This is a genomic window from Mycobacterium sp. Dal123C01 (genome assembly GCF_052566995.1).
The window spans coordinates 4,899,289-4,920,472 of record NZ_CP199580.1 but is presented as its reverse complement, the minus strand read 5'-3'; the positions used below and the strand labels follow the sequence as shown (position 1 = coordinate 4,920,472).

26 protein-coding genes are annotated in these 21,184 nt (G+C 65.2%); 12 read left to right on the top strand and 14 right to left on the bottom strand.

Annotation, left to right across the window (positions count from 1 at the left end; genetic code table 11):
* Position 1 precedes the first annotated feature (1 nt).
* Both hemQ and ACTXG5_RS23050 read left to right on the top strand, forming a co-directional pair.
* A complete protein-coding gene (hemQ, locus tag ACTXG5_RS23055; RefSeq protein WP_445160991.1) occupies positions 2-697 on the top strand; it encodes a hydrogen peroxide-dependent heme synthase in 696 nt (231 codons plus the stop codon).
* Entirely contained in the window at positions 694-1,446 is a 753-nt protein-coding gene (locus tag ACTXG5_RS23050) for a class I SAM-dependent methyltransferase (RefSeq protein WP_445160990.1), read from the top strand. Before hemQ ends, ACTXG5_RS23050 begins: the two co-directional genes overlap by 4 nt.
* Positions 1,447-1,449: 3 nt before the next feature.
* Here the strand turns inward: ACTXG5_RS23050 and ACTXG5_RS23045 are convergent, their stop codons facing one another.
* The 5 genes from ACTXG5_RS23045 to ACTXG5_RS23025 form a co-directional block, all read right to left on the bottom strand.
* Positions 1,450-2,313, bottom strand: a complete 864-nt coding sequence (locus tag ACTXG5_RS23045; protein WP_445160989.1) for a hypothetical protein — start codon at positions 2,311-2,313, stop codon at positions 1,450-1,452.
* Positions 2,314-2,422: 109 nt separating this feature from the next.
* Positions 2,423-2,848, bottom strand: a complete 426-nt coding sequence (msrB, locus tag ACTXG5_RS23040) for a peptide-methionine (R)-S-oxide reductase MsrB (RefSeq protein WP_445160988.1) — start codon at positions 2,846-2,848, stop codon at positions 2,423-2,425.
* Entirely contained in the window at positions 2,845-4,155 is a 1,311-nt protein-coding gene (aftC, locus tag ACTXG5_RS23035) for an arabinofuranan 3-O-arabinosyltransferase (protein WP_445160987.1), read from the bottom strand. The genes msrB and aftC overlap by 4 nt, the downstream gene beginning before the upstream one ends.
* A 19-nt stretch (positions 4,156-4,174) precedes the next feature.
* On the bottom strand, positions 4,175-5,755 hold the full coding sequence (locus ACTXG5_RS23030) for an alpha/beta fold hydrolase (RefSeq protein WP_445160986.1): 1,581 nt from the start codon (positions 5,753-5,755) through the stop codon (positions 4,175-4,177).
* A gap of 20 nt (positions 5,756-5,775) precedes the next feature.
* Complete coding sequence (locus ACTXG5_RS23025; RefSeq protein ID WP_445160985.1) at positions 5,776-6,564, bottom strand: pyrimidine reductase family protein; 789 nt, start codon at positions 6,562-6,564, stop codon at positions 5,776-5,778.
* 34 nt (positions 6,565-6,598) lie between these two features.
* On the opposite strand from ACTXG5_RS23025, the gene zapE reads away from it, so the two are divergent.
* Positions 6,599-7,708, top strand: coding sequence for a cell division protein ZapE (gene zapE / locus ACTXG5_RS23020; RefSeq protein ID WP_445160984.1), 1,110 nt, complete (start codon positions 6,599-6,601; stop codon positions 7,706-7,708).
* Here zapE and ACTXG5_RS23015 read toward each other — a convergent pair.
* Positions 7,686-8,234, bottom strand: coding sequence for a GNAT family N-acetyltransferase (locus ACTXG5_RS23015; RefSeq protein WP_445160983.1), 549 nt, complete (start codon positions 8,232-8,234; stop codon positions 7,686-7,688). The two genes, zapE and ACTXG5_RS23015, sit on opposite strands and share 23 nt — an antisense overlap.
* Positions 8,222-8,746 carry a hypothetical protein gene (locus ACTXG5_RS23010; RefSeq protein WP_445160982.1) on the bottom strand — a complete coding sequence of 175 codons (525 nt, stop codon included), beginning with the start codon at positions 8,744-8,746 and terminating at the stop codon, positions 8,222-8,224. The genes ACTXG5_RS23015 and ACTXG5_RS23010 overlap by 13 nt, the downstream gene beginning before the upstream one ends.
* A gap of 190 nt (positions 8,747-8,936) precedes the next feature.
* On the opposite strand from ACTXG5_RS23010, the gene ACTXG5_RS23005 reads away from it, so the two are divergent.
* On the top strand, positions 8,937-9,272 hold the full coding sequence (locus ACTXG5_RS23005) for a DUF732 domain-containing protein (RefSeq protein ID WP_445160981.1): 336 nt from the start codon (positions 8,937-8,939) through the stop codon (positions 9,270-9,272).
* A 17-nt stretch (positions 9,273-9,289) separates the two neighbouring features.
* Here ACTXG5_RS23005 and ACTXG5_RS23000 read toward each other — a convergent pair whose 3' ends face one another.
* Positions 9,290-9,898 (bottom strand): hypothetical protein, encoded by a 609-nt coding sequence (locus ACTXG5_RS23000; protein WP_445160980.1) that lies wholly within the window; start codon positions 9,896-9,898, stop codon positions 9,290-9,292.
* 90 nt (positions 9,899-9,988) lie between these two features.
* Between ACTXG5_RS23000 and ACTXG5_RS22995 the strand changes: the two genes are divergently transcribed.
* The 3 genes from ACTXG5_RS22995 to ACTXG5_RS22985 all read left to right on the top strand — a co-directional run bounded on the left by ACTXG5_RS22995 (position 9,989) and on the right by ACTXG5_RS22985 (position 12,182).
* The gene (locus ACTXG5_RS22995; protein WP_445160979.1) at positions 9,989-10,369 is read left to right on the top strand and encodes a DUF732 domain-containing protein; all 381 of its coding nucleotides are present in this window, start codon (positions 9,989-9,991) and stop codon (positions 10,367-10,369) included.
* A 33-nt stretch (positions 10,370-10,402) separates the two neighbouring features.
* Positions 10,403-11,341, top strand: coding sequence for a cytochrome c oxidase assembly protein (locus tag ACTXG5_RS22990; protein WP_445160978.1), 939 nt, complete (start codon positions 10,403-10,405; stop codon positions 11,339-11,341).
* 190 nt (positions 11,342-11,531) lie between these two features.
* Positions 11,532-12,182 carry a hypothetical protein gene (locus ACTXG5_RS22985; RefSeq protein WP_445160977.1) on the top strand — a complete coding sequence of 217 codons (651 nt, stop codon included), beginning with the start codon at positions 11,532-11,534 and terminating at the stop codon, positions 12,180-12,182.
* 39 nt (positions 12,183-12,221) lie between these two features.
* Here ACTXG5_RS22985 and ACTXG5_RS22980 read toward each other — a convergent pair whose 3' ends face one another.
* A complete protein-coding gene (locus ACTXG5_RS22980) occupies positions 12,222-12,929 on the bottom strand; it encodes a cation transporter (protein ID WP_445160976.1) in 708 nt (235 codons plus the stop codon).
* On the bottom strand, positions 12,926-13,273 hold the full coding sequence (gene cmtR / locus ACTXG5_RS22975; protein ID WP_445160975.1) for a Cd(II)/Pb(II)-sensing metalloregulatory transcriptional regulator CmtR: 348 nt from the start codon (positions 13,271-13,273) through the stop codon (positions 12,926-12,928). The genes ACTXG5_RS22980 and cmtR overlap by 4 nt, the downstream gene beginning before the upstream one ends.
* A gap of 117 nt (positions 13,274-13,390) precedes the next feature.
* On the opposite strand from cmtR, the gene ACTXG5_RS22970 reads away from it, so the two are divergent.
* Complete coding sequence (locus tag ACTXG5_RS22970) at positions 13,391-14,074, top strand: GAP family protein (protein WP_445160974.1); 684 nt, start codon at positions 13,391-13,393, stop codon at positions 14,072-14,074.
* Between the two features lie 37 nt (positions 14,075-14,111).
* Positions 14,112-15,203 (top strand): glycosyltransferase family 4 protein, encoded by a 1,092-nt coding sequence (locus ACTXG5_RS22965; RefSeq protein WP_445160973.1) that lies wholly within the window; start codon positions 14,112-14,114, stop codon positions 15,201-15,203.
* Between the two features lie 10 nt (positions 15,204-15,213).
* Here ACTXG5_RS22965 and ACTXG5_RS22960 read toward each other — a convergent pair whose 3' ends face one another.
* Positions 15,214-16,254, bottom strand: coding sequence for a polysaccharide deacetylase family protein (locus ACTXG5_RS22960; RefSeq protein WP_445160972.1), 1,041 nt, complete (start codon positions 16,252-16,254; stop codon positions 15,214-15,216).
* 138 nt (positions 16,255-16,392) lie between these two features.
* Here ACTXG5_RS22960 and ACTXG5_RS22955 point away from each other — a divergent pair, with 138 nt between their 5' ends.
* A complete protein-coding gene (locus ACTXG5_RS22955) occupies positions 16,393-16,725 on the top strand; it encodes a DUF732 domain-containing protein (RefSeq protein ID WP_445160971.1) in 333 nt (110 codons plus the stop codon).
* Between the two features lie 142 nt (positions 16,726-16,867).
* Here the strand turns inward: ACTXG5_RS22955 and ACTXG5_RS22950 are convergent, their stop codons facing one another.
* Positions 16,868-17,500 (bottom strand): hypothetical protein, encoded by a 633-nt coding sequence (locus tag ACTXG5_RS22950; RefSeq protein ID WP_445160970.1) that lies wholly within the window; start codon positions 17,498-17,500, stop codon positions 16,868-16,870.
* 150 nt (positions 17,501-17,650) lie between these two features.
* Between ACTXG5_RS22950 and ACTXG5_RS22945 the strand changes: the two genes are divergently transcribed.
* Both ACTXG5_RS22945 and ACTXG5_RS22940 read left to right on the top strand, forming a co-directional pair.
* A complete protein-coding gene (locus ACTXG5_RS22945) occupies positions 17,651-18,157 on the top strand; it encodes a GtrA family protein (RefSeq protein WP_445160969.1) in 507 nt (168 codons plus the stop codon).
* Positions 18,158-18,222: 65 nt separating this feature from the next.
* A complete protein-coding gene (locus ACTXG5_RS22940) occupies positions 18,223-18,576 on the top strand; it encodes a VOC family protein (protein ID WP_445160968.1) in 354 nt (117 codons plus the stop codon).
* A 1,364-nt stretch (positions 18,577-19,940) separates the two neighbouring features.
* Here the strand turns inward: ACTXG5_RS22940 and phoU are convergent.
* Complete coding sequence (gene phoU, locus ACTXG5_RS22935) at positions 19,941-20,615, bottom strand: phosphate signaling complex protein PhoU (protein WP_445160967.1); 675 nt, start codon at positions 20,613-20,615, stop codon at positions 19,941-19,943.
* Between the two features lie 5 nt (positions 20,616-20,620).
* On the bottom strand, positions 20,621-20,923 hold the full coding sequence (locus ACTXG5_RS22930) for a DUF3349 domain-containing protein (RefSeq protein ID WP_445160966.1): 303 nt from the start codon (positions 20,921-20,923) through the stop codon (positions 20,621-20,623).
* Positions 20,924-21,184 lie beyond the last annotated feature (261 nt).

Sequence of the window (21,184 nt, the reverse complement as noted above, 5' to 3'; positions counted from 1 at the left end):
TATGGCCAAACCCGACTTTGATGCCCTGAACTCGACGATTCGCTACCTGATGTTCTCGGTGTTCTCGGTGGAGCCCGGCGAGCTCGGGGAGGAGCGCGACGCCGTAATCGATGAAGCGACCCGGTTTTTCAAGCAACAGGAAGAACGCGGTGTCGTGGTGCGCGGCCTCTACGACGTCGCAGGTTTGCGGGCCGACGCCGATTTCATGATCTGGACGCACGCCGAGCACGTCGAGGCTTTGCAAGCCACCTATGCCGATTTCCGCCGCACCACCACGCTGGGGCGAGTCAGCGCGCCGGTGTGGAGCAGCGTGGCGTTGCATCGGCCGGCGGAGTTCAACAAGAGCCACATCCCGGCGTTTCTGGCCGGCGAGGAACCCGGCGCCTACATCTGCGTGTATCCCTTCGTGCGGTCCTACGAGTGGTACCTGCTGCCCGACGAGGAACGCCGCCGCATGCTCGCCGAGCACGGCATGGCCGCCCGCGAGTACAAGGATGTCCGCGCCAACACCGTGCCGGCCTTCGCGCTCGGCGACTACGAATGGATTCTGGCCTTCGAGGCGCCCGAACTACACCGCATCGTCGACCTGATGCGTGAACTGCGCGCCACCGACGCCCGCCGACATACCCGCGAGGAGACACCGTTCTTCACCGGGCCGCGGGTGCCGGTCGAGCAGCTGGTGAATGCTCTGCCATGACAACACAATTCGACCCGACCGACCCCACCCGTTTCGAGCAGATGTATCGCGATGACCGGTTGGCCAACGGCCTGCCCGCCGCCACGCCATGGGACATCGGCGGACCGCAACCGGTGGTTCAGCAACTGGTCGCGCTCGGCGCGATCAAAGGTGAGGTGCTCGACCCGGGCACCGGCCCCGGGCACCACGCGATCTACTACGCGTCCAAGGGCTACTCGGCCACCGGCATCGACGGGTCGGCGGGCGCGTTGGAGCGGGCCCGGGAAAACGCCCAAAAGGCCGGGGTATCGGTGAATTTCGAGCTGGCCGACGCCACCAAGCTGGAAGGGCTGGAGAACCGGTTCGACACCGTCGTCGACTGCGCCTTCTACCACACGTTCAGCACCGAACCCGAGCTGCAGAAGTCCTATGCACAGGCGCTGCACCGGGCGACCAAGCCGGGCGCGCGGCTGTACATGTTCGAGTTCGGCGAGCACAACGTCAACGGCTTCAAAATGCTGCGCTCGTTGTCCGAGAAGGACTTTCGTGATGTGCTTCCGCTCGGCGGGTGGGAGATCAGCTATCTGGGCACGACCACCTACCAGGTCAACATGAGCGCCGAGACCATCGAGATGATGGCCGCGCGCAATCCCGACATGGCCGATCAGGTGGAGGACATGCTGGCACGGTTCCACGCGATGGAACCGTGGCTGGTCGACGGCCGGGTGCACGCGCCGTTCTGGGAAGTCCACGCCACCCGGGCGGACTGAGTTTTACCCACGGCGTCGCCTCCCGTCGCGGTATCCCCGGCGGATGAGCGCACCGCGCACACGTCGCACCACGTCGAGGGGCTTGTCCTCGGCGATCACCCGGATAACGATCCAGCCCAGTTCTTCGAGCTTGCGTAGCCGATCCTGGTCGCGCGCGTACTGGTGCCGGTTCTCGCGATGATGGTCGCCGTCATACTCGGCGGCCACCATGTATTTCTCCCAGCCCATATCGATGCAGGCAACCAGTTGCCACTTCTCCTGCACTGGTATTTGTGTGGCGGGAATGGGTAGGCCCGCACCGATCAGTAGCAAGCGCAGCCATGTCTCCTTGGGGGACGCGGCGCCTCCGTCGATCAGCGGCAAAGCCGCCCGCAGCCTCCGTAGCCCGCGCGTTCCGGGGTATCGCTTGGCCAGCAGCAGCACATCCTCGCTGGAGAACGGCGTCGCGCGCATCAGCGCGTCGAGCCGTGCCACTGCCTCGCCACTGGGCAGGTGCCGTGCCAAGTCAAACGCTGTCCTCGTGAGAGTGGTCACCGGAAGGCCGGCAACGCGGGTGACCTCGTCTGGCTCGACTCGCTGATTTCGCGTGATCACGCCGATCGGCGGGTGCGGGTTACGCCAGATCAACTCGATGGGCTCGTCGTCATCGATCCACTGCGATCCGTGCAGCGCCGCTGCGGCAAGTCCGGCCAGGATGCCGCGTCGGTCCGACCACAACCACGCCCCAACCGAACGTGTTCGCAGCGGCGGCGCTGCACAATGCGCCACGTAAGTGTCGGGATAGATCGCACGGAACCCGGTTCGGAGTCGATACGGGCTCAGCATTCCCCGTCGCACGGCCTCGCTACCCACAAATGCGTCGTCCATGGGCAGAATTTGTCATGACCGGCCGACACCCTGGCGCCGAGACTTAAAGCGGTGCGATGCCTTCCGGCGTGTCTTGTGCGTGGTTTAAGTGTCGCGGCTGGTGACGGGGTTACCCCGCGGCGGGAACCAGGCGCAGCGAGATCGAGTTGATGCAGTACCGCTGATCCGTCGGCGTCGGGTAACCCTCACCGGCGAACACGTGTCCGAGGTGGCTGTGGCAGTTCGCGCAGAGCACCTCGGTGCGGGTCGCCCCGAGCGAGTGGTCGGGAACCAGGATCACCGCGTCGGAGTTAGCCGGATCGAAGAACGACGGCCAGCCGCAGTGCGAGTCGAACTTCTCCGTGCTGCGGAACAATTCAGTGCCACAGGCCCGGCACTCGTAAACACCCTGGGTCTTGGTGTCGGTGTACTCACCGACGAACGGCCGCTCGGTGCCGGCGCGACGCAGCACCTGGAACTCCTGCGGGTTGAGCTTCTTGCGCCACTCGTCGTCAGATAGCTGCACCTTGGGCTGCGACAGGTCGGGGGAACTCATCGGTCCACGGTAGCTCGCTCTGGCTTAGCTGGCAGCCAGACCGGATCGATACCGTCTTCCAGCCGGTTCTCGGACTTGGCGTCCAGGTAGCGGAAGAGCAGCACGGTGAATACGACGATCAGCAGCAGCGACCAACCGTAGGTGATCTTGAGGTAGTGCAGCCCGCGGCCGTACCGCATCCACCGGTAAATCAGCCAGTCATCCAGCGTCAGGAAGCCATAGATCCCCAGCCAGGACGGCCAGTTGCGGATCAGCGAGTTCTGCAGCACCACGGTCATCAGGAACGGGAACAGCATCATCGAGTAGTAGCCCTGGGCCAGGGGCAGCACCAGCCAGGAACACAGCAGCAGCACACCCGATGAGCTGGTGAACCAGAACAGCGGGTCCCGGGTTCGGTAGTAGCGGTACAGCAGCCGGAGCGCGCCGATCGCAATCAGGATGAACAGAATTCGCAGGGACACGATCAGCCAGGTGGGCAGGCCGAAGTACACCCCGTTGCCCTCGATCGAGCTGTTGAAATAGTCCCGGGTGCCCCCGATGTACGGCAGCGTCCGCGTGACGAAGTCCATCGGGTCGCTGACCAATGGCCACGCGGCCAGGTTGACGACGGCGGGGACCGCGATGGCCGGTACCAGCGTCCGCCATTGGCGATTGAGCAGGGGCAGCAACAGCAGTGGTGCGAGCACGGGTTTGAGCGTCAAGGTGAGCCCGATTAGCAGGCCGGCCCACCACTGGTGCCCGACTTTCCCGTCCAGCAGCCACCGCAAGAACAGCACTTCGGCCAGCAGCACGCAGCCGTTGATGTTGGTGAACACCAGCGTGCTGGTCACGCTTTCCGTGCAGAACATGGCCAGCAGCAGGGCCGGGGCGGCAACCGAGGACAGCGTGTAGTTGAACAGCCGCAGCAGTAGGTACCAGGCGATCAGGATCGCCACGGTGTTGATTCCGATGAATAGGTAGCGCGACGGCGTGAAGGACAGGTATCCGAACGGCGCCATCAGCAGCGTGCCACCGGGCGGATACAGGTAGTGCGGGTCCACGTAATCGAAGTGCTCGTTGTAGATGTCCAGGCCGTGCCGAAAGTTCGACACCGCCCGGTAGACCGGCTTGAAGTCGTCGGTGATGTTGCCGTTGAGCGTGAGCACGATGCTGCGGTGCAAAACCGAGAGAATGGCCAGCGGCCACAGCGCCGACCGCAGGATTGTCGCCGTACTCGGCGGCCCGGTCCGGGGATCGAATGCGGCCAGCAACGAGTCGCGCAAGCCGGATCGAGTCGAGTCAGCTCCCGTCACCAGCGCACCGTACACCGGCGCCGGCCCCGAAGTGTCAGGCGGGACAGTACGTGTCGGTTGCGGGCAGCTTGCCGCTGTTGAGATAGCCGACCATGGGCGGGACGGCGCAAGGTGTGTAGATGCTGGCGCCATGGCCGATGCCCTGCCACATCACCCGCCGGCTGGCCGCGTTCGCATTGATGATCGTGGCCGCGGTCGCGGCGACGCCTTCGGAACCCACGATCGGGTCGTTCTGCACGCCCAGCAACACGACGTCGACCTTGACGTCCTTGGGCGGCGCCGGCGGCGAGATGGTCGGCCAGTGCACGCACTTGATCAAGTTGAGTGCGGCGACGGTGCCGAACTGCGGATAAAGCTTGGCCCAGGCGACCACGAGTTCGCGGACCCGGTCCGGGGTCGGACGATTGATCGCGTCGCTGCAGGAATTGACGAACTGACCGTCGGTGTCCTGGGTGGCGTCGGCGTGGTTGATCAGGTTGGTCAGCTGGTTGGCGTCGCCGGACCGGGCGGCCGCCAGCGCGTTGGCCAGACTCGTCGTGGCGTTGACGCGGCCGCCGGAGGGGAAGCCCAACGCGACGGTGATGGCGTTGACGACTTCGGCCAGCGACGCGCCGCCGGGCGCCCTACCGGCGCGGGCATCGGCCAGTAGCGCGCTGACGGCGCCCTTGGGATCGGGACCCAGCGCGCAGTTCACCGCGACGCATTGCGCGGCGAACGCGTCGAGTGCGGCCTGCTGGCCCTTGACCTGTTGCTCGGCGGCCGCTTCGGCGTTGACCCCCAACGCAATCGGGGAGTCGAGCATCAGCCGGGCGACCTTGTCGGGCCGCGACGCTGCGTAGGCCAGCGCGACCTGGGCGCCGTTGCCGATGCCGAGCAGCGCGACCTGAGGTACGTCCCACAGACTGCGCAGTCGCTCGATGTCGGAGGCGGCGTGTGAGTTGTCGTAGGCGCTGTCACCGGGCGCGATGGCGTCGGTGCAGTTAGTTGTGGCGGTGTTGGCGATGTCGGACAGATTGGCGACCGGGTCGTCGCCGCTCTGGAATTGCGCCTGATCGCGCATCGCCTGGCGGTCGAGGTGATCCCGGCAGTCGATCGGGCTCGACATGCCGATGCCGCGGCGGTCCACGGCGACGATCGGATGGGCCTGCAAGAGATCGGTGCCCGCCCGGGAAAGCCACACCGGCAACTGCGTCGAGGACGCCACGTCGGAGCCCGTGGTCAAGACGACGGGGCCCGCGTCCTTTGGAGTCTGATTCGACCGGGCGCGCACCACGCCGATGGTCACGGTCCCCGACCCGCCGTTGACCGGGTCCAGGTCGGCGTCGTAGTTCGCGCAATCCAGCTGGACACCGCCGGGAGCCGGGCGGACGCCGGCGTCGGTGAACACCTTCGACGTGCAGTCGCGCCACGACAAGTCGTTCTTGGGGGCGGCGATCGGGGGCGGCCCGCTGGGCGCGGGTTTCGTTGTGGCCGCACCCTGCGGTCGGGCGCCGGCATTGGTCGCGAAGCGCGGGTCCGCGCCCAGACCCGGAACGCAGCCGGTCAGCAGCACGGTCACGGCGACCAGGGTCGTCGCGGACCTGATGTGCCGACTCATGCCGACCACAGTAGCCAACCCATGTCGTTTCGCCGGGCTTAAGAGGTTCGAGCCCGCACGTAGCGCGTGTACAGGTAGCCGGCGTCGTCGGTCAGGACGTGGGTGCAGTCCATGCGGGTCAGCGCCTGACCGGGACCCGTCGCGATGCGCCGGGCCAGCCCGCCGACGACGTACGGCGCGATCGTCAGACACAGCTCGTCGAGCATGTCGCGCTCCATGAACGAGCCGAGCAGCATCGGCCCGCCCTCGGTCAGAATGCGGCGCAATCCGCGAGCCCGCAGGAGCGCCAGCAGCGCGCCCTCGTCGATCTTGGCGGGGTCGCTGCCGGAACAGTCGATGACCTCGGCCAGGTCGCCGAGGTGGCGGCGGGTCTCGCCGGCCGTGGCCGTGCAGGTGAGCACCAGGGGTGGCACCTCGGTCCGGGTGAACACCCCCAGATCCCGTTCCAGGCGACCGGAGTTGGTGACGATGGCCAATTGCGGGACTTCACTTTGCCCGCGGGCCTGGCGGCGCTGGCGCTCGGCGACGCCCGCGTGCGCGCCCGAGTACCCCTCGACCCGCACGGTGCCCGCACCGACGACGATGACGTCCGCGAGTTCGCGCAGCAGAAAGAAGATCAATCGGTCACCGGGGCCGGCCATCGGGCCGGTCTTACCTTCGGCGGTGGCCCCGCCGTCGATGCTGGTGATGAAGTTCGCCCGCACCCAGGTCTTGTCCTCGTCCGGGTAGGCGTAGAGCGCAGGGAGCTCGCCGTCGTCGAGCTCGCGCCCCGATCCGAGCAAGGTCAACGAGGTCTCGGCGGGTCTGCCGGTGCCGGAGTCGGGCATGAGGACGATTGCAGCACGCCGTTAGAGTTTTCGCATGCACGGGTCCACCTCCGGGGATATCCCGGCCGGCTCCGGTCGCGTGGGGCATCTGGTGGATCGGCATCCGAGCGTGTCGCCAGAACGGCTGATCGCCCAATTACGGCCGCCGCCAACGTTCGCCGACGTGAGCTTCGCGACCTATCGGCCCGATCCCGCGGAACCGACTCAGGCCGCCGCGCTCGCGGCCTGCCAGGACTTCTGTGATCAGGCCGTCCAGCGGCGCGCGGGCCGGCGGAAACTATGGGGCAAACGGGCGGTGTTGCCCGGTGTGGGCATCTACCTGGACGGCGGATTCGGGGTGGGCAAGACGCATCTGCTGGCCTCGGCCTACTACCAGTTGCCGGGCCCGGGGCCCGACGGAGCTCCGGACGCTTCGACCCCTCCCAACACTCATCCCAAGGCGTTCGCGACGTTCGGGGAGCTGACTCAGCTGGCCGGGGTGTTCGGCTTCGCCGAATGCATCGATCTGCTGGCCAACTACACGGTGGTGTGCATCGACGAGTTCGAACTCGACGACCCGGGCAACACCACGCTGATCTCGCGGATGCTGTCGTCGTTGGTCGAGCGAGGCGTGTCGGTGGCCGCCACTTCCAACACGCTGCCCGAGCAACTTGGCGAAGGCCGGTTCGCCGCTCAGGACTTTCTGCGTGAGATCAACACGCTGGCAGGGATTTTCACCACTGTGCGCATCGATGGCCCGGACTATCGGCACCGCGGCTTGCCGCCCGCGCCGCAGCCACTGTCGGACGAGGAGGTTGTCGCCCGCGCCGCGGGTGTGGACGGGGCGACGCTCGACGACTTCGATGCGCTGTGTGCGCATTTGGCGACCATGCACCCGTCGCGCTATCTGACGCTGATCGAGGGTGTGACGGCGGTGTTTTTGACCGGTGTGCATGGCATCGAGGATCAGCACGTCGCGCTGAGGCTGGTGTCGCTGACCGATCGCCTGTATGACGCCGGCATCCCGGTGGTGGCGTCCGGGGCGAAGCTGGACACCGTCTTCAGCGAGGAGATGCTGGCCGGCGGCTACCGAAAAAAGTATTTGCGGGCCACCTCAAGGTTATTGGCGCTGACGGCCGGGGCTAACCAACCTCGCGAACCATGACATAGTCGTTTTCGAGGTGAGCACCCACTTGAAACGTCCTGGTGCCGTTGATCCTGAATCCGCTCTTGGCGTAAAAGCGTTGTGCGCGTTGGTTTGCCTTGCTGACGCCCAGCCACACGCAACGTACGTTCCATTCGGCCGCGACCGCCAGCGCACTGTCCATCAGCGCCGTCGATGCCCCGCTGCCGTGGTAGTCGAGCAATAGGTACATCTTCGACAGCTCTGCCGCCGGGCGGATGTCGACGGCGTGCTGCACGCCGGCGTCATCGGAGACGCCGCGAACAAGCATGGCGTAACCGACAATTCGGTCGTCACAGCGCGCGGTGAGAATGGCTCGCGCCGGATCGCTGAGATACTCGCCGAAGCGGGCGGGCGACAGGTTGGCCTCGACGAAGGACGCGATGTTCTCCGGATTTGCCGTGGGCGGACATGCCAACGGAAAGGTTTGCGCCGCAACGCTAGCCAGCTCCACGACATCGACGGAATCCGTCGCGGCACGGTGGACGGCCGGTGTCAGAGGTTCCACTGCGCGAGGTGCTTGCCCGTTTTGCGGTCCAGCAGTACGACATTGGAGACCGGATCGCGGTAGGCGTCCCAATACACCCCGCCGCGGACGATTGCCCCGTTCGGCGCGTTGACGAGCACGTTGTCCAGCGCGTCGGGTGCGTCGGTGGCCCGCGGTTTGTAGGCGTCGGCGAACGGAGTCACGCCGTCGAAGCTGAACGCGGTTGCCATGATGAACGGGTTGGGCACCTGGATCGCGCGGACCGTCACGTCGGCGCGGTTAGGGGTGCTGCCCGGAAAGCTTTTGATCGGAACGCCGCTGCGGGTGTAGCCGAATCCGGGCGGCGGGTCGCAGGGAGCCACGCTGCTGACGGTGACGTCCGCGATGTAGGTGCCGGTGTCCACCCGCAGCGTGTCGCCGATGTGGCCGATCGGCGCGTCCCCGGCCCACGCGCGCGGAGCCGCAACGCCGGCACCGGTGACGCTCGCGGCGGCGATGAGCAAGGTGGACAGGACGATCAGCCAGCGGCGCATCTTCGAATAATTGCACACCGGCGATGGTGAAGGGGAGGGGTTGGACCGGCCCCTGACCGCGCCTGGTCAGCCATCCTGGCAGCGGGGGAGTCCGGTGTGCGACGCTGTTGCCCAGGTCCACGCCGAGTCGCCGTCATCGCGGCATCAAGGGGATGCGAGTTAACCGCTGGTCTGCGACCATCAGGAGGCTATGAAACCTCTCCTGATGCTGGCGAGCGCCGCCGCCGTGATCGGCATGGCCGCGCCGGCGCATGCCGATGCCATGGATGACCAATTCCTCGCCGCGCTGCAAGCGACCGGTGTCACCTTCCCGGACCCGGCCCGGGCGATTGCGGCCGGCAGGTGGGTATGCCAGGCGGTCGGTCAGGGCACGCAGATGGTGGATGTCGTCAAGACCGTGGAAGACCGTAACCCCGGACTCCGCGAGGAGAACGCCGCTAAGTTCGCGGCGATCGCGGCCACCGCCTATTGCCCCAGCGCGTTGCCTCGCGCCACGAGCACCACGAGCACCAACGGCCCCCAATAACGCCGCGAGCCGGCGCGCTACTCCTGTTCTGGTCCGTCGGCGGCGGGTCGCGGTGTCAGTCCCCGGCCGGGTGTTCGCCCCAGTTCCAGGGGGCCCATTCCTGCCGCGGTGCGTGGCGGAGTCGTCGGACGTCGACGTTTGCGCCAGTGGCCGGCTCCCGAGATGCGCCAATCGGCTGCCCATCTCCACTCGTAGATTTCCGGCGTGCCGACCTGCGCGGCGATTGCCGCCATGCGTAGGTCGGCATTGTCGGCCGTCATCCAGGAGGCGATGACCCAGACATTGTCGAGCTCGTCTTCGGGAATCTCGAAGCCCCAAGAGATTTCCTCGTCCTCGCACCCCATCGACGGACGTATCGCGGGCTTGGGCGTCGACACCTCGAACGGATTGCCGTCGGCTTCAAGATCGAGTCCCACCTCGTAGCGCACAGTCGGTCCGACCATCCGCAGGCGCACCTCGAGTCGATCGATATTCCTGCGGCGCGGCGAGAGGCGATCGATCGTCAGGACGACGCCTTTGGCGCCCGCTCGTCTGCGGTGGGCCCGTAGCCGATTCCCCGTGGCAATCAGCCCGGTCACAGCGATGATGCCGATAAAGACGTCCAGAACAATCAAAATGGCAGCCACGTCGTCTAAGCCAACACCATCTGAACTTGCTTCGCCCGGGCGACCTGGTGGGATGCGTGGCGTCGGCAACTCTGGGAGAATTTGGAAGCTATGAGACGCCCAATGATGCTGCTAAGCGTCGCGGCCACGATTGCCCTGGCGGTGCCGGCGCACGCCGCGCCCAGCCCCAGCCCCAGTCCCAGCCCCGCTCCCGACCCGGCCGCCGATGCCGCCTTCCTCAAGGAGCTCAAAGACGCCGGTCTCACCTTCCAGGACCCGGCCGCTGCGATATCGGCCGGCAGGACGGTGTGTGAACTGGTCGACACGGGACATTCCGACCAGGAAATCGTCAACAACCTCCAGCTGCACAATCCGGGATTCTCCGGAACCGGCGCGGCCAAGTTCACGGCAATCGCGGCCGGCTCGTATTGCCCGAAGTACCTGACCGGCGACGGTCGGGGACCCAAGCCCGAGGGCGCTGCCGGCGACTAAGCGCTGCTTGCGAGCCGCAATACGCTAGGGGCTATGCCCATTGATCCGGGCCCGCTGACATGGGGCGCCCTGGTTCAGACCTGGTATCTGGACTTCACTTCCGCGACGTTGATCGTGGTGGTCGCGGGCACCTACGCGTGGTGCTACCGGCGGACCCGCGGCGGCGCGCAACCTGTCGAACCGGCGCAGGCCGGATGCTTCGGCGTCGGCATCGTCTTGTGGGCCCTGGCCACCGTCGGTGCGATTGGCAGTTACGCCTACGTGCTGTTCTGGGTGCGCGCGCTGCAGGTACTGCTGCTGCTGTTTGTGGTGCCGTTCTTCCTCGCGCAGGGCAAGCCGATCACCGTGGGGCGCGACGCGTTGGGCCCCGGCGCCCGCGAACGCGTCGACCGGCTACTGGGGAGCCGATGGGCCCGAGTGCTCGCGCACCCGTTGACGACGTCGCTGGGGATGCTGGCCACGCCCTGGCTGCTCTACCTGACGCCCTGGTACACCGCCGCTCTGCAAAACCAATGGATCGGCGCGCTTACCCGAATTATCCTGGTAGTCATTGGTTTTGGATACTTTTATGCCCGGCTGCAAGCGGACCCGGTGCCCCGCAAGTACCCGCAACTGATTTCGCTGCTGATCTCCGTCGCCGAGACCCTCGGCGACGGAGTCCTGGGGCTGGTGATTTGGCAGGGCTCGTTGATCGCGGCGGAGTATTACTCGGCGTTGCACCGCTCCTGGGGTCCAGATCAGCGGCTCGACCAGACCATCGGCGCCGGCGTCCTATGGATTCTCGGCGACGTGGTCGGGTTGCCGTTCGTGCTGCTGTTGATGCGCGCGCTGTCTCGCGATGAACGGGCGCAGGCCGTCCAGGTCGATGCCGAGCTGGACCGGACGGAAACGATCGCGAGCGAAGCGGCTGAGCCCGCAGGGCTGTGGTGGGAGAACGATCCGCAAATGCGCGAGCGGTTTCGCCGAGGCTGAACGGGCCACAAGCCGTCAACCGTCATTCAGGTTCCCGCAATGCGATCGATGCCTTCGCGGTGGCAATCGGCGCCGCAGTGTGGTTGGTTAATTCGGCAATGATTTACGGTGATTCATTCCAGTTCATCTGGGTTTCCGCTACGTTGCGCGAGGCGCTAGCAAATCGCGACGGCACTCAAAGGAGTCAATGGTGAAGAAGGTATCGGTGGCGGCAGCCGGTCTGGCGGCAACCACGCTGGTGGTCGGCGCGGCGGTCACGGGGTGTGGCAGCGACAAGTCGCCCAGCCCATCGTCGTCAACGAAATCGTCGACGTCGACTTCTTCCGCGGCCCCGTCGTCGGCCGCACCGACATCGAGCAGCGGTGCCGCGCAGCCTTCGGACTACAGCAACTTGCTGATCAAGGCGACCGACATCGTCGTGCCGGGGGATAGCTTCACCGGGCCCAAAACGCGGCAGCTGACCGACCCGGCACCGGGCATCGAGGGTGTGTTCACGAATCAGGCCGGCGCGCGCACCGTCATCGACTCGCTGCTGGTCTATCCCGACCCCGGTGCGGCGGACAAGGACCGTGACTCGCTGACCAAGTCCTACGTCGATCCGCAGAACGGTGCCATCAAGGGCGGTACGCCGGCACCGGCCGACGTCGGCGTCGGCGGCACGATCATTTCCGGGCCTTCGGCTGACGGCACCAAGGCGAAGACGTCGGTGATCTTCGGCGAGGGCAAGGTCGTCGCGCTGGTTGAGTTCGAGAGCGCGCCGAACGACGCGGTGCCGCCGGAGGTCGCTCTCGATGTGGCGCGCAAGCAGGATGCGGCCATCAAGGCCGGACTGCCCAGCTAAGCGGCGAAAAGCGCTGCAGCGCAGCGAGTTTTCGATCAGTCAGCAGCAGTGCTCGCCCCGCCACGCGGTGCGCCCCTCCTTGACTGCCACGGCGGCGATCACCAATGCGACGACCGGGTCGGCCCACGACCAGCCGAACAGCAGATTCAGCAGCAACCCGACCAGCAGCACGCCGGAGAGGTATGTGCACAGCAGTGTCTGGTGGGAGTCGGCAACCGCGCTGGCCGAACCCAGCTCTCGTCCGGCGCGCCGCTGTGCGTACGACAGCAGCGGCATGACCACCAGTGACACTGCCGCCAAAACGATTCCGGCGGTGGAGGATCCGGCAGTCTCCCCGCCGAGCAGGGATCGAACGGACTCGACCGTGACGTAGCCGGCCAATGCGAAGAACGACACCGCGATGATGCGCAACGTGGCACGTTCGCGGGCCTCGGGGTCGCTGCCGGAGAACTGCCAGTACACCGCGGCGGCCGAGGAGACCTCAATGAGCGAGTCCAGCCCGAACCCCATCAACGCGGACGACGATGCCACCGTGCCAGCCGAGATCGCGACGACGGCTTCAATGATGTTGTAGGTAATCGTCGTCGATACGAGCAGACGCACTCGTCGCGACAACACGGCACGGCGTTGCGGCTCAACGGAATTCGTGGCAGCGGGGGTGCAGCACCCGTCATTGCAGCAGTCTGTCGCCGGCGCGGCCAGCGGTAACGAGGGGCCGACCCGGCTCGCGGCCTCCTTGTCGTTCATCGCGCCGTGCCCGCCTCGCTCGGTGCGGCCTCGTCAACGCAGCGCTGCTCGGTATCGACGGCGAGCACCACCTGAACCAATTCACTCAGCGCGCGGGCAAGGTGCACGTCAGCCAGCGCGTAACGCACCTGCCGTCCCTCGTAGGTGGCCACCACCAAGCCGCACCCGCGCAGGCACGACAAATGATTGGAAACGTTCGACCGGCTCAGACCAAGCTGGGACGCCAGTCCGCCCGGGTAGCGCACGCCGTCAAGCAACGCCACCAGAATCCGGCACCGCGTCGGATCGGCCAGCGCCCGCCCCAATCGGGCCAGCGCCGACTCCCGCGTCTCACAAGTCAGCATGCAGAAAACATTACAGCCGCCACTGATATAACGCACGCCCCAATTTCCCAACGGACGCCGCTTTGCTTCGCCGGTTGACAACGGTCAGCGAGTGGATGCCGTAACTTCGGTGCGATCATGGAAGCTCTTTTGCTGGCGCTCGCCGGTCTGGCCTTCCTCGACTCGCTGAATGTCCTCAACGTGGGCGTCGTCTCAGCCGTCGTCTACGCCAGCCGACTCGATCGCCGATCGCCCGTCCGGGGCGGCTTGAGCTTTATCGCAGGTTTGTTCGCGATCACCACCACCTTCGGGGTCTGCACCGTACTTGGTCTTGGTGTGTTGACGGAATGGGCCGACTTCAAAGTCACTCCGGCGCTTCGGTTTTGGGGCCAGCTGGTGCTGGGTGTGGTGCTGATGTGCCTGGCCTACTTTCCCTTGACCGCCCAGACGTCGGCCCCGGGATGGGCGCTGGCGGCAATGCGGCAACGTCCCTGGCTGCTCGGAGTTCTCGGCGCCGCGGTCGGCATGGGGCAGGCGCCCACCTCGATTCCCTACATCACCGGATTGGCCATGCTCGCCGCGGTGCATCCACGACCGCCCCTGTGGCCGGTGCTGATTTACGCCTACTGGACGCTGGCACTGTCGCCGTCGATGCTGATCCTTTTTCTGGCCACCCGGAAGACCACCCGAGCGGTGCGGATACAGCGCGGGATCGTGCGCGGCCTCACTCGCTACGGCCCCATTTCGGTGCGAATATTGTTCCTGGTCTTCGGTGTCGGACTGGTAGCGGACGCCCTGCTATTCCGTAGCGTCCTGTGGTGAAGCAAGCTTGAGCGGAGGTAGGCGGGGTGACACGCACGTGACGGCAGCAGCGCACCTGCCGATTCGGGTCCTCACGATCGGGAACGCCCCAGCCGGGCCGAACAGCCGCGGCGGCATGGCGACGATGATGCGTCTGCTGCTCGAGGACAGCGACTCACGGTTCCACATCCGCCTGGTGCCCACCTACAACGACGCCCCGCTGGCGGTGCGGCTGTGGACGGGAATTTCGGGCATGGTCAAGGCATCCGCGCTGCTTTTGTTCGGCTTCGTCGACGTCTTCCACGTGCACTATTCATGGCGTGGCAGCATCGTCCGCAAGGCCGTACCGCTGTTCGTCGCGCGGCTGCGCGGCGTCCCGACCATCGTCCACGGCCACACCACATACTTCTTCTCCTGGCTCGACGAGCTGCCGCGGCCGCTGGGCCGCGCCGTACGCCTGGCGCTGCGCGCCGACTATTCGGTGGTGCTCGGCCAACTCCATGTCAAGGAGTCGTGCGCGAGCCTCGGATTCGACGAATCCCACACCCGAGTCCTCTACAACCCCGTGGTGGTGCCTGCCGTTGCGCCGACTCCGCGCACCGGGCAACCGGTGCGGGCGGTGGCGCTCGGCAGATTGGGCGAAAACAAGGGGAGCTACGACCTCGTTCGTGCAATCGGCATGCTGCCCAACGATATTCGCGCTCACCTGCGAGTCACCCTGGCTGGCGACGGGGATGTGGAACAGGTACGCGAGGTTGTCCGCGCCAACGGACTCGCGGACACCGTCGACGTCGTCGGCTGGGTCGGGCCCGCGGACAGGGACCGGCTGCTGGCCGAGTCGGCGATCTTCGTGTTGCCCAGCTACAGCGAAGGTCTTCCGATGGCGGTGCTGGAGGCGATGGCCAACGGGGCGGTACCGGTGACCACCGCCGTGGGTGCGATACCGGAAGTGGTTACCGACGGGGTAAGCGGTCTGCTGGTCAAGCCCGGCGAGCCCGAGCAACTGGCGGCGGCGCTGCGGTCCCTGATCCTCGATGTTGAGCTGCGCAATCGGCTCGCGGCGGCGGCGTACGCGCGTGCCGGCGAGTTCGACATTGCCCACTGGCGCGAGGCGCTGCACGACTTGTGGCTGGCCGCCGCGTCGCGCTGACGTCCGGCCCTCAGCCGCTGCGGCGGGGCAGCCCGCCCGAGACCATGAGCCGGAAGTAGCCGAAAGACGAATCGCTGCCCACGGCCAACCGCGGCAACGCCATCGGGTCGCAGCGACGGTCGGCGAATCCCAGTGTCGTCGACAACGCCCAGCGCACCCCGCGGCGGCGCAGTGCGTCCTTGGCGCGGGCGTCGAAATCTTGCAGCCGGCCATTGGGATAAGCGAAAACCGTTGGAGTCAGGCCGGTTTCATGCTGCAACGTCACGCACGAATCCGTGATCTCCCGCTCGACCTTGTCGTCGCTGCAGCGGGCCAGGATCGGGTGGGTCACGGTGTGCGGATACAGCGTCACCAGACCGTCGCTGGCCATCTCACGCGCTTCGTCCCAGGACAGCATCCGGAACGGACCACCGTCGCCGCCGTCGCGGTGGCCCAGGGCGGCGAGAATCTCGTCCAGCACCGCGACGCGTTGTGCGTCGGGCAGGTCTTTCAACTGGGCCACCGCGGCCGCATAGACGGCGCCGCGGCTGGCCGTCCCGTCCAGCGAGCGAGCGCCCAGTCCCAGTGCGGCCAGATCGACCTCGGTCGCGGTGGTGTGTGCGATCGCCAGCCAAAGCCGGTCGGGCCAGAGGCTTTCGTCGCTGCCCATCGGACCCGTCGCCAGAAACACCGCCGCGGGCAGTCCCAGATCCCGCAACAGCGGGACCGCGTGCGTGGCCAGGTTGCGGGTGCCGTCGTCGAAGGTGATCGCCATCGCGCGCGGCGGCAATGTCCCCGCGGCGAGCCGCTCGAGGGCCTCCTCGAGCGGAAGGACGTTGAAGTGCTCGCGGATGTATCCCAGTTGACGGCGGTACATCGCCACGTCCAGGACATGCCAGCATGCGGGCGACAGTGGTTCGTCTTCCACGCCGTGGAACATCACGATCGCCAGCAGGTCGCGGTGTCGCCGCCGGGCGAACGCCGGGACTCCGACGGCGCAGAGGAGCCCGGCCGCGATGTTCTTGACGGTCGCCCTTGTCGCGAGTGGGGCAAGGTCTCTCAGTCGTGCCATTAACTGGGGAACTCTAGCCACCTTGGCCGATCCGGCGCAGCGGCGCGCGGTGCGAATTTTTGCCACGCCCGGCAATGAGGGGAATCCGTTTGCCCATCGTTCACTTAAAAGTTCAGGCGGGATTCTATGCTCACGTCCATGAAAGCAGCACTCGCGGCGTCATTCATCGCCCTGCCCACACTGCTGTGTTCAGTGCCAGCAGTCGCCAACGCTGAGCCGGACAACACTCCCGTGTATCTCGCCGTGCTCGACAAGAACCACGTCCAGTACTCCAGCCACGACACGATCGTCCACGTGGGGACCAATCTGTGTAACGAGCTGCGCAACGACATCCTCCCACCGGACCAGGCGCTGCAGCGGATTCAAAACTTGGGCTACAGCAAGCAGCAGACGAAGGTGATCGCCTTCGCTGCGGTCGAGGCATTCTGCCCAGACATGGATATCGACTCCAACACCCCGCCCAAGTCGTAAACTGGCCGCACCGGATTCAAGGCTGATCTAGGCATTTCGGGTCGCCGATCGTCGGTTTTTGGTGTCCGTGATGTTATTTACGCCAAAGTTTGCTGACCGCGGACCATGTGGCGCCGCGATCACGGGCACAGGCGCCGGCCATTCAGGGATGGACGCGTTCGTACACGGTCACCTTGTCGTGCTGGCCCCACCAGAGCACCGGCTGCCGGGAATCGACTTCGGCCCAGTCTGTCTCGAGGAGCGCGTGCATCTGATCGTCGCCGGCGGCACCGCCACGGCCGTCGCCGATGTAGATGATCCGTGTCCCGTTGTAGGCCTTCACGATGCGCGCGCCGACATCCTGGGCATGGGGAGGCCATGACAGAAATAGCGTCCGGTCGGGGTGCAGTGCCACAGCCTCGGCGCAGTCCTTCGCGCCGACCTCGGCGTGGAGGTCGGCGCCGTGCCAGCCGTTGACGTCCAGTCTGGTCCCGGGGTTCAGGTCGTAGCAGACGACATCGACGTCCATCTGCCCAAGCAGGTAGGCCCAATAGCCCGTACCCGCAATGGGATCGACCAGACCGTCCCGCGCGTATCGGCCCACGAATGCGACCGTTTCGGGATCGGGAATGGTCCAGCAGTACTTCCTGACGAGCGTCAGCCGGGTCGGTGAGCGGGCAATGTTCTCTTCGACGCTCCGGTCCACGCTGTAGTAGCCGACCACCGCGGTGCCCCCGAGGCTCTCGATCTCAACGCAATCCCTGACCGCCTCCCAGTACGGATTGTTGATGGTCATTGTCGGTACTCCCGGTGGATAACGTGCTAGTCGTCTCACCATTCTGGGGCCGCAGATCGCTGACGGCCAACCGCGGAAGATGGCGCCGATCCGCGCCCGTGGTGGCGCCCGGCATGCGCGTGGTCCGCGAAAAGTTGGCCAACTGATCACATGGCGGATACCCGGCCATGGCACGGTAGCCGCGTGCCAGCCGAATCGCGGGTCAGCCCGTCACGCACGGTCGACCGATTTCACAAGTTCTGTGAAGCGGTCGTCAGGCGGCTCCCGTTCGGGCTCGCCTCGGTCATCGCTCCGACATTTCTCGGCTTCTGTTTGATCAACGGCCTTACCTTCAGCATCGATCTGGCGCTTCTCACCACACTGCGCAGCGGGCTGGGCCTTGCGGTGCCGATCGCCGTCACGGTCGCGTACGCGTGTGCCTTCGCGCTCAGCTACGTTCTCAATCGCACCTTCAACTTTCAGTCTCACGGCGCCGTCGGCCCGCAGGTCGCGGTCTACGTCGTGGTGGTCGTCGTCAACTACCTGGCTTTCATCCTCGGGGTGACCACCGTGTTGTCGGCCTTCGGAGTGCAATACCAGCTGTCGCGAATCGTGGCGGGCATGTGCGAAGCGGTGTACATGTACAGCGCGATGCGATGGGTGGTCTTCCGCCGCTGACCGTCGGCACACGTGGTGGCATCGCTGCTTAGGGTGGAAGCGACCCAGTGCAGAGGAGGCATCCGTTGAGCGAGCACGAAGTAAAGATGATCATCTTGTCGACCGACGACTTGGATGAATCGATCCGGTTTTACAGCGAGACCCTGGGAATGGCACTGAAGTTCCGCGACGGCGCCCATTTCGCGGCCCTCGACGGGGGACCGGTCACTCTCGCATTGGCAACGGATGTGGACCATCCCATCCCCGGACAGGTCGTCGTCGGTATCAAGACGGCCGACGTCGATGCCGCGGCGAAAGCGGTTGAGGGCAGCGGTGGCGGCATCGTGAAAGGCCCGTACGACGACGCACACGAACGTCGCGCCGTGGTGTACGACAACAAGGGCAACGGCTTGGTCTTCTACACGCCACTGGCCCGCTGAAACACGCCCAGCCGCACCGCAGTCCGCATGTGGCCTCACGGTTCGCGCCAACTCATCCTGGGCCGCGGGGCCGTGACCTGCACCGTCGCGCGCATCCGTTGCGTGAGTTTTGGATCTCGGCAAGAACTCGCGAAAACGACACGCGATTCGCGAGCGGAAGCTAGCATCATTTAATGGCCGACGAGGCGGCCACCGGGAGGATCCCCAGTGGCCGCTTCACTAAATTTTTCGGCAGACAACTCTTAACTCTGTGGAGCGCAAGCCTGCGCGCCGTTCCGGCAATCACAGGCCTGCGTCTCCGAGTTTGCCTGCGCCCCAGGGTTATTGCGGCAGTCCGTAGAGGGTCCCGCCGTTCCCAGGTGCGCTATGCGATCTAGGCGCACTGCTGTTCTGTCGTCAGCCGCGCTATTCCCGCGCCGCTCCGGCGGCCGGTGCGGTGAACAGACGTCGAATGTCATTCATCGCGAACCCGAACCTCGAGACGACGCGGGAATCGTAACCCGACGCCGGACGGCGGGTAGTCCCTGATAACGCGGCTTGGGTGGTCATTCCTTTACCACAGACCTTCGCTCGGCCTACCGGCGAAATTGGTGGACCTCGAGAAATTCATAGCTCCCCGATGCAATTACGAACTATTGATCTTGATCCCTAACGAGTGATCTTGATTGCGACGTAATCGATCTTGATTCTGGAAGGACTTTTAAAGATTGGCTGCCCTTAGTTGGTCGTGTGCCGACTAGACGTAGGCTATCGCGATTGCAATGGGAAACCGGCTAATGAAAACAGCTCGCAGTACGTACGTTTGATCCGCCAGTTTGGTGGGAGTGTTCGTTAGTGCGGGTACCCCAGCTTGGTCTGTCCGTCTGACGGTGAGCTGCATGAGGTGCAGTGGATTGCACCTGCGTTACCTGCACACTCGCTGAAACAGCCAATGTTGTCGACACCGAAAACGAGCAGGAACGCGCCAATCATCCCGACAATCATGAGCGCAACCGTTTGCATTATGCCTCCTGTTACAACTCTGACTGATTAGCTGCGGAGTACCCCAAACGTAGGACATCCAATCCACCAAAATCAAGAAGCTTGACCAGCATTGGCGACGTTTGAACTAACCAATAAATTTTTGATAAATCCTCGAGTCTGTCCCGATCGAGAAATCCATACCAAGTAGTTCAATGCTCTCGGCAAAAGGGTCTATTAATAAATCGCTAAGTCTGTCCAAGCGTTCAAATTCATACCTGTGGGCTCGTTTTAGGGGTGAAGTTACAACTGTCGGGATGTAGATCACCGCTTGCCGCGACGGCTGGAAGCTAGTCATGCCCTGTCGCCGGTCGCTGCGCCACCCGCACGCGCGGCTCACCGCGTCACTCAGTGGGATTCTGCTCGACTTGATGTTGGGCGACGTGAGTGCCGGTGGCCTGGAAGATAACCCGTTGACCTACCGTCACCGCGTGGTCGGCGAAGCGTTCGTAGTAGCGGCTCAGCAGAGTGACGTCGACCGCTGTGGCGACGGTGTGAGACCACTGGGGGTCCATCAGCATGGTGAACAAAAGTTGATGTAGCTCGTCCATCGCATCGTCGTCGTGGGCGAGTTTGGCGGCCTGGTCGGGATTTCCCGATAGCACAACCTTCGTAGCGGTCCGGCTGAGATCCACGGCGATGCGGCCCATTTCGGCAAAGTGGCCGTTCATGTCCTCGGGGATCGCGGGGGAGGGGTGTCGGCGCCGGACGGTGTCGGCGACATGAAGGGCCAGGGCGGCCATCCGGTAGACGTCGGCGACGTTTTGCAGGCTGCCCAGAACTGCGCGTAAGTCGGTGGCGACCGGTGCCTGCAGGAGCAGCAGATTGTAGGCATCGTTCTCGGCCTGCGTGGCCCGGATCATGAAGTCCTGGTGGGTGCTGATCACGGTTTCGGCCACGACAATGTCCGCGTGCAGCAGCGCTTCGGTGGCCTGGGCCATCGCGGTGCCGCTCAGATCGCACATGTCGGCAATGCTCTGGCTCAGCGCGTCCAGCTGCTGACGGAACACGGTCCGCATGTGGTTTAACTGTCCGGGTCGGAAGACCAGCCGATGGCTTCCAAACGGCGCTGTACCCGGTCGAGCTCCTCCGACGACGGCGGCTGGTCGGTGATACGGGTGATGGCTGCGCTGATTTCAGCCGTGTCGATTTTCAAATCGCCGCGGGCGGCCAGCTGTGCGGCCACCGCTGCTACCTCGTCGTCGGTCAACCGACGGCGAAGGACCGCCAGCAGTGCGAAGCAATCGGTCGCGGGAACCCCTTGTGGGTAGCCGGCCCGCACAAACTCCACCATCTTCGTCACGACGTCGGCGAGATTCATCCTCATGCTCATAGCATCGCGGATGCCACGATTCGGCCAGGTTAAACGTGAACTAATTCCCACCGAACGGTTACCAACGGTGGCTACCCGAGGGGTCATGACCTGCCCCGTCGCGGGCATCTGCGGCGCGCAGTTTCGGATCTCGGCAAAAACTTCTCAAAACGGCACGCGAATCGCGGGCTGAAGCTAACATCGCATAATGGCCGACGAGGCGGCCACCGGGAGGACCCTCGGTGGCCGCTTCACTAATTTGTCTGGCAACTCATA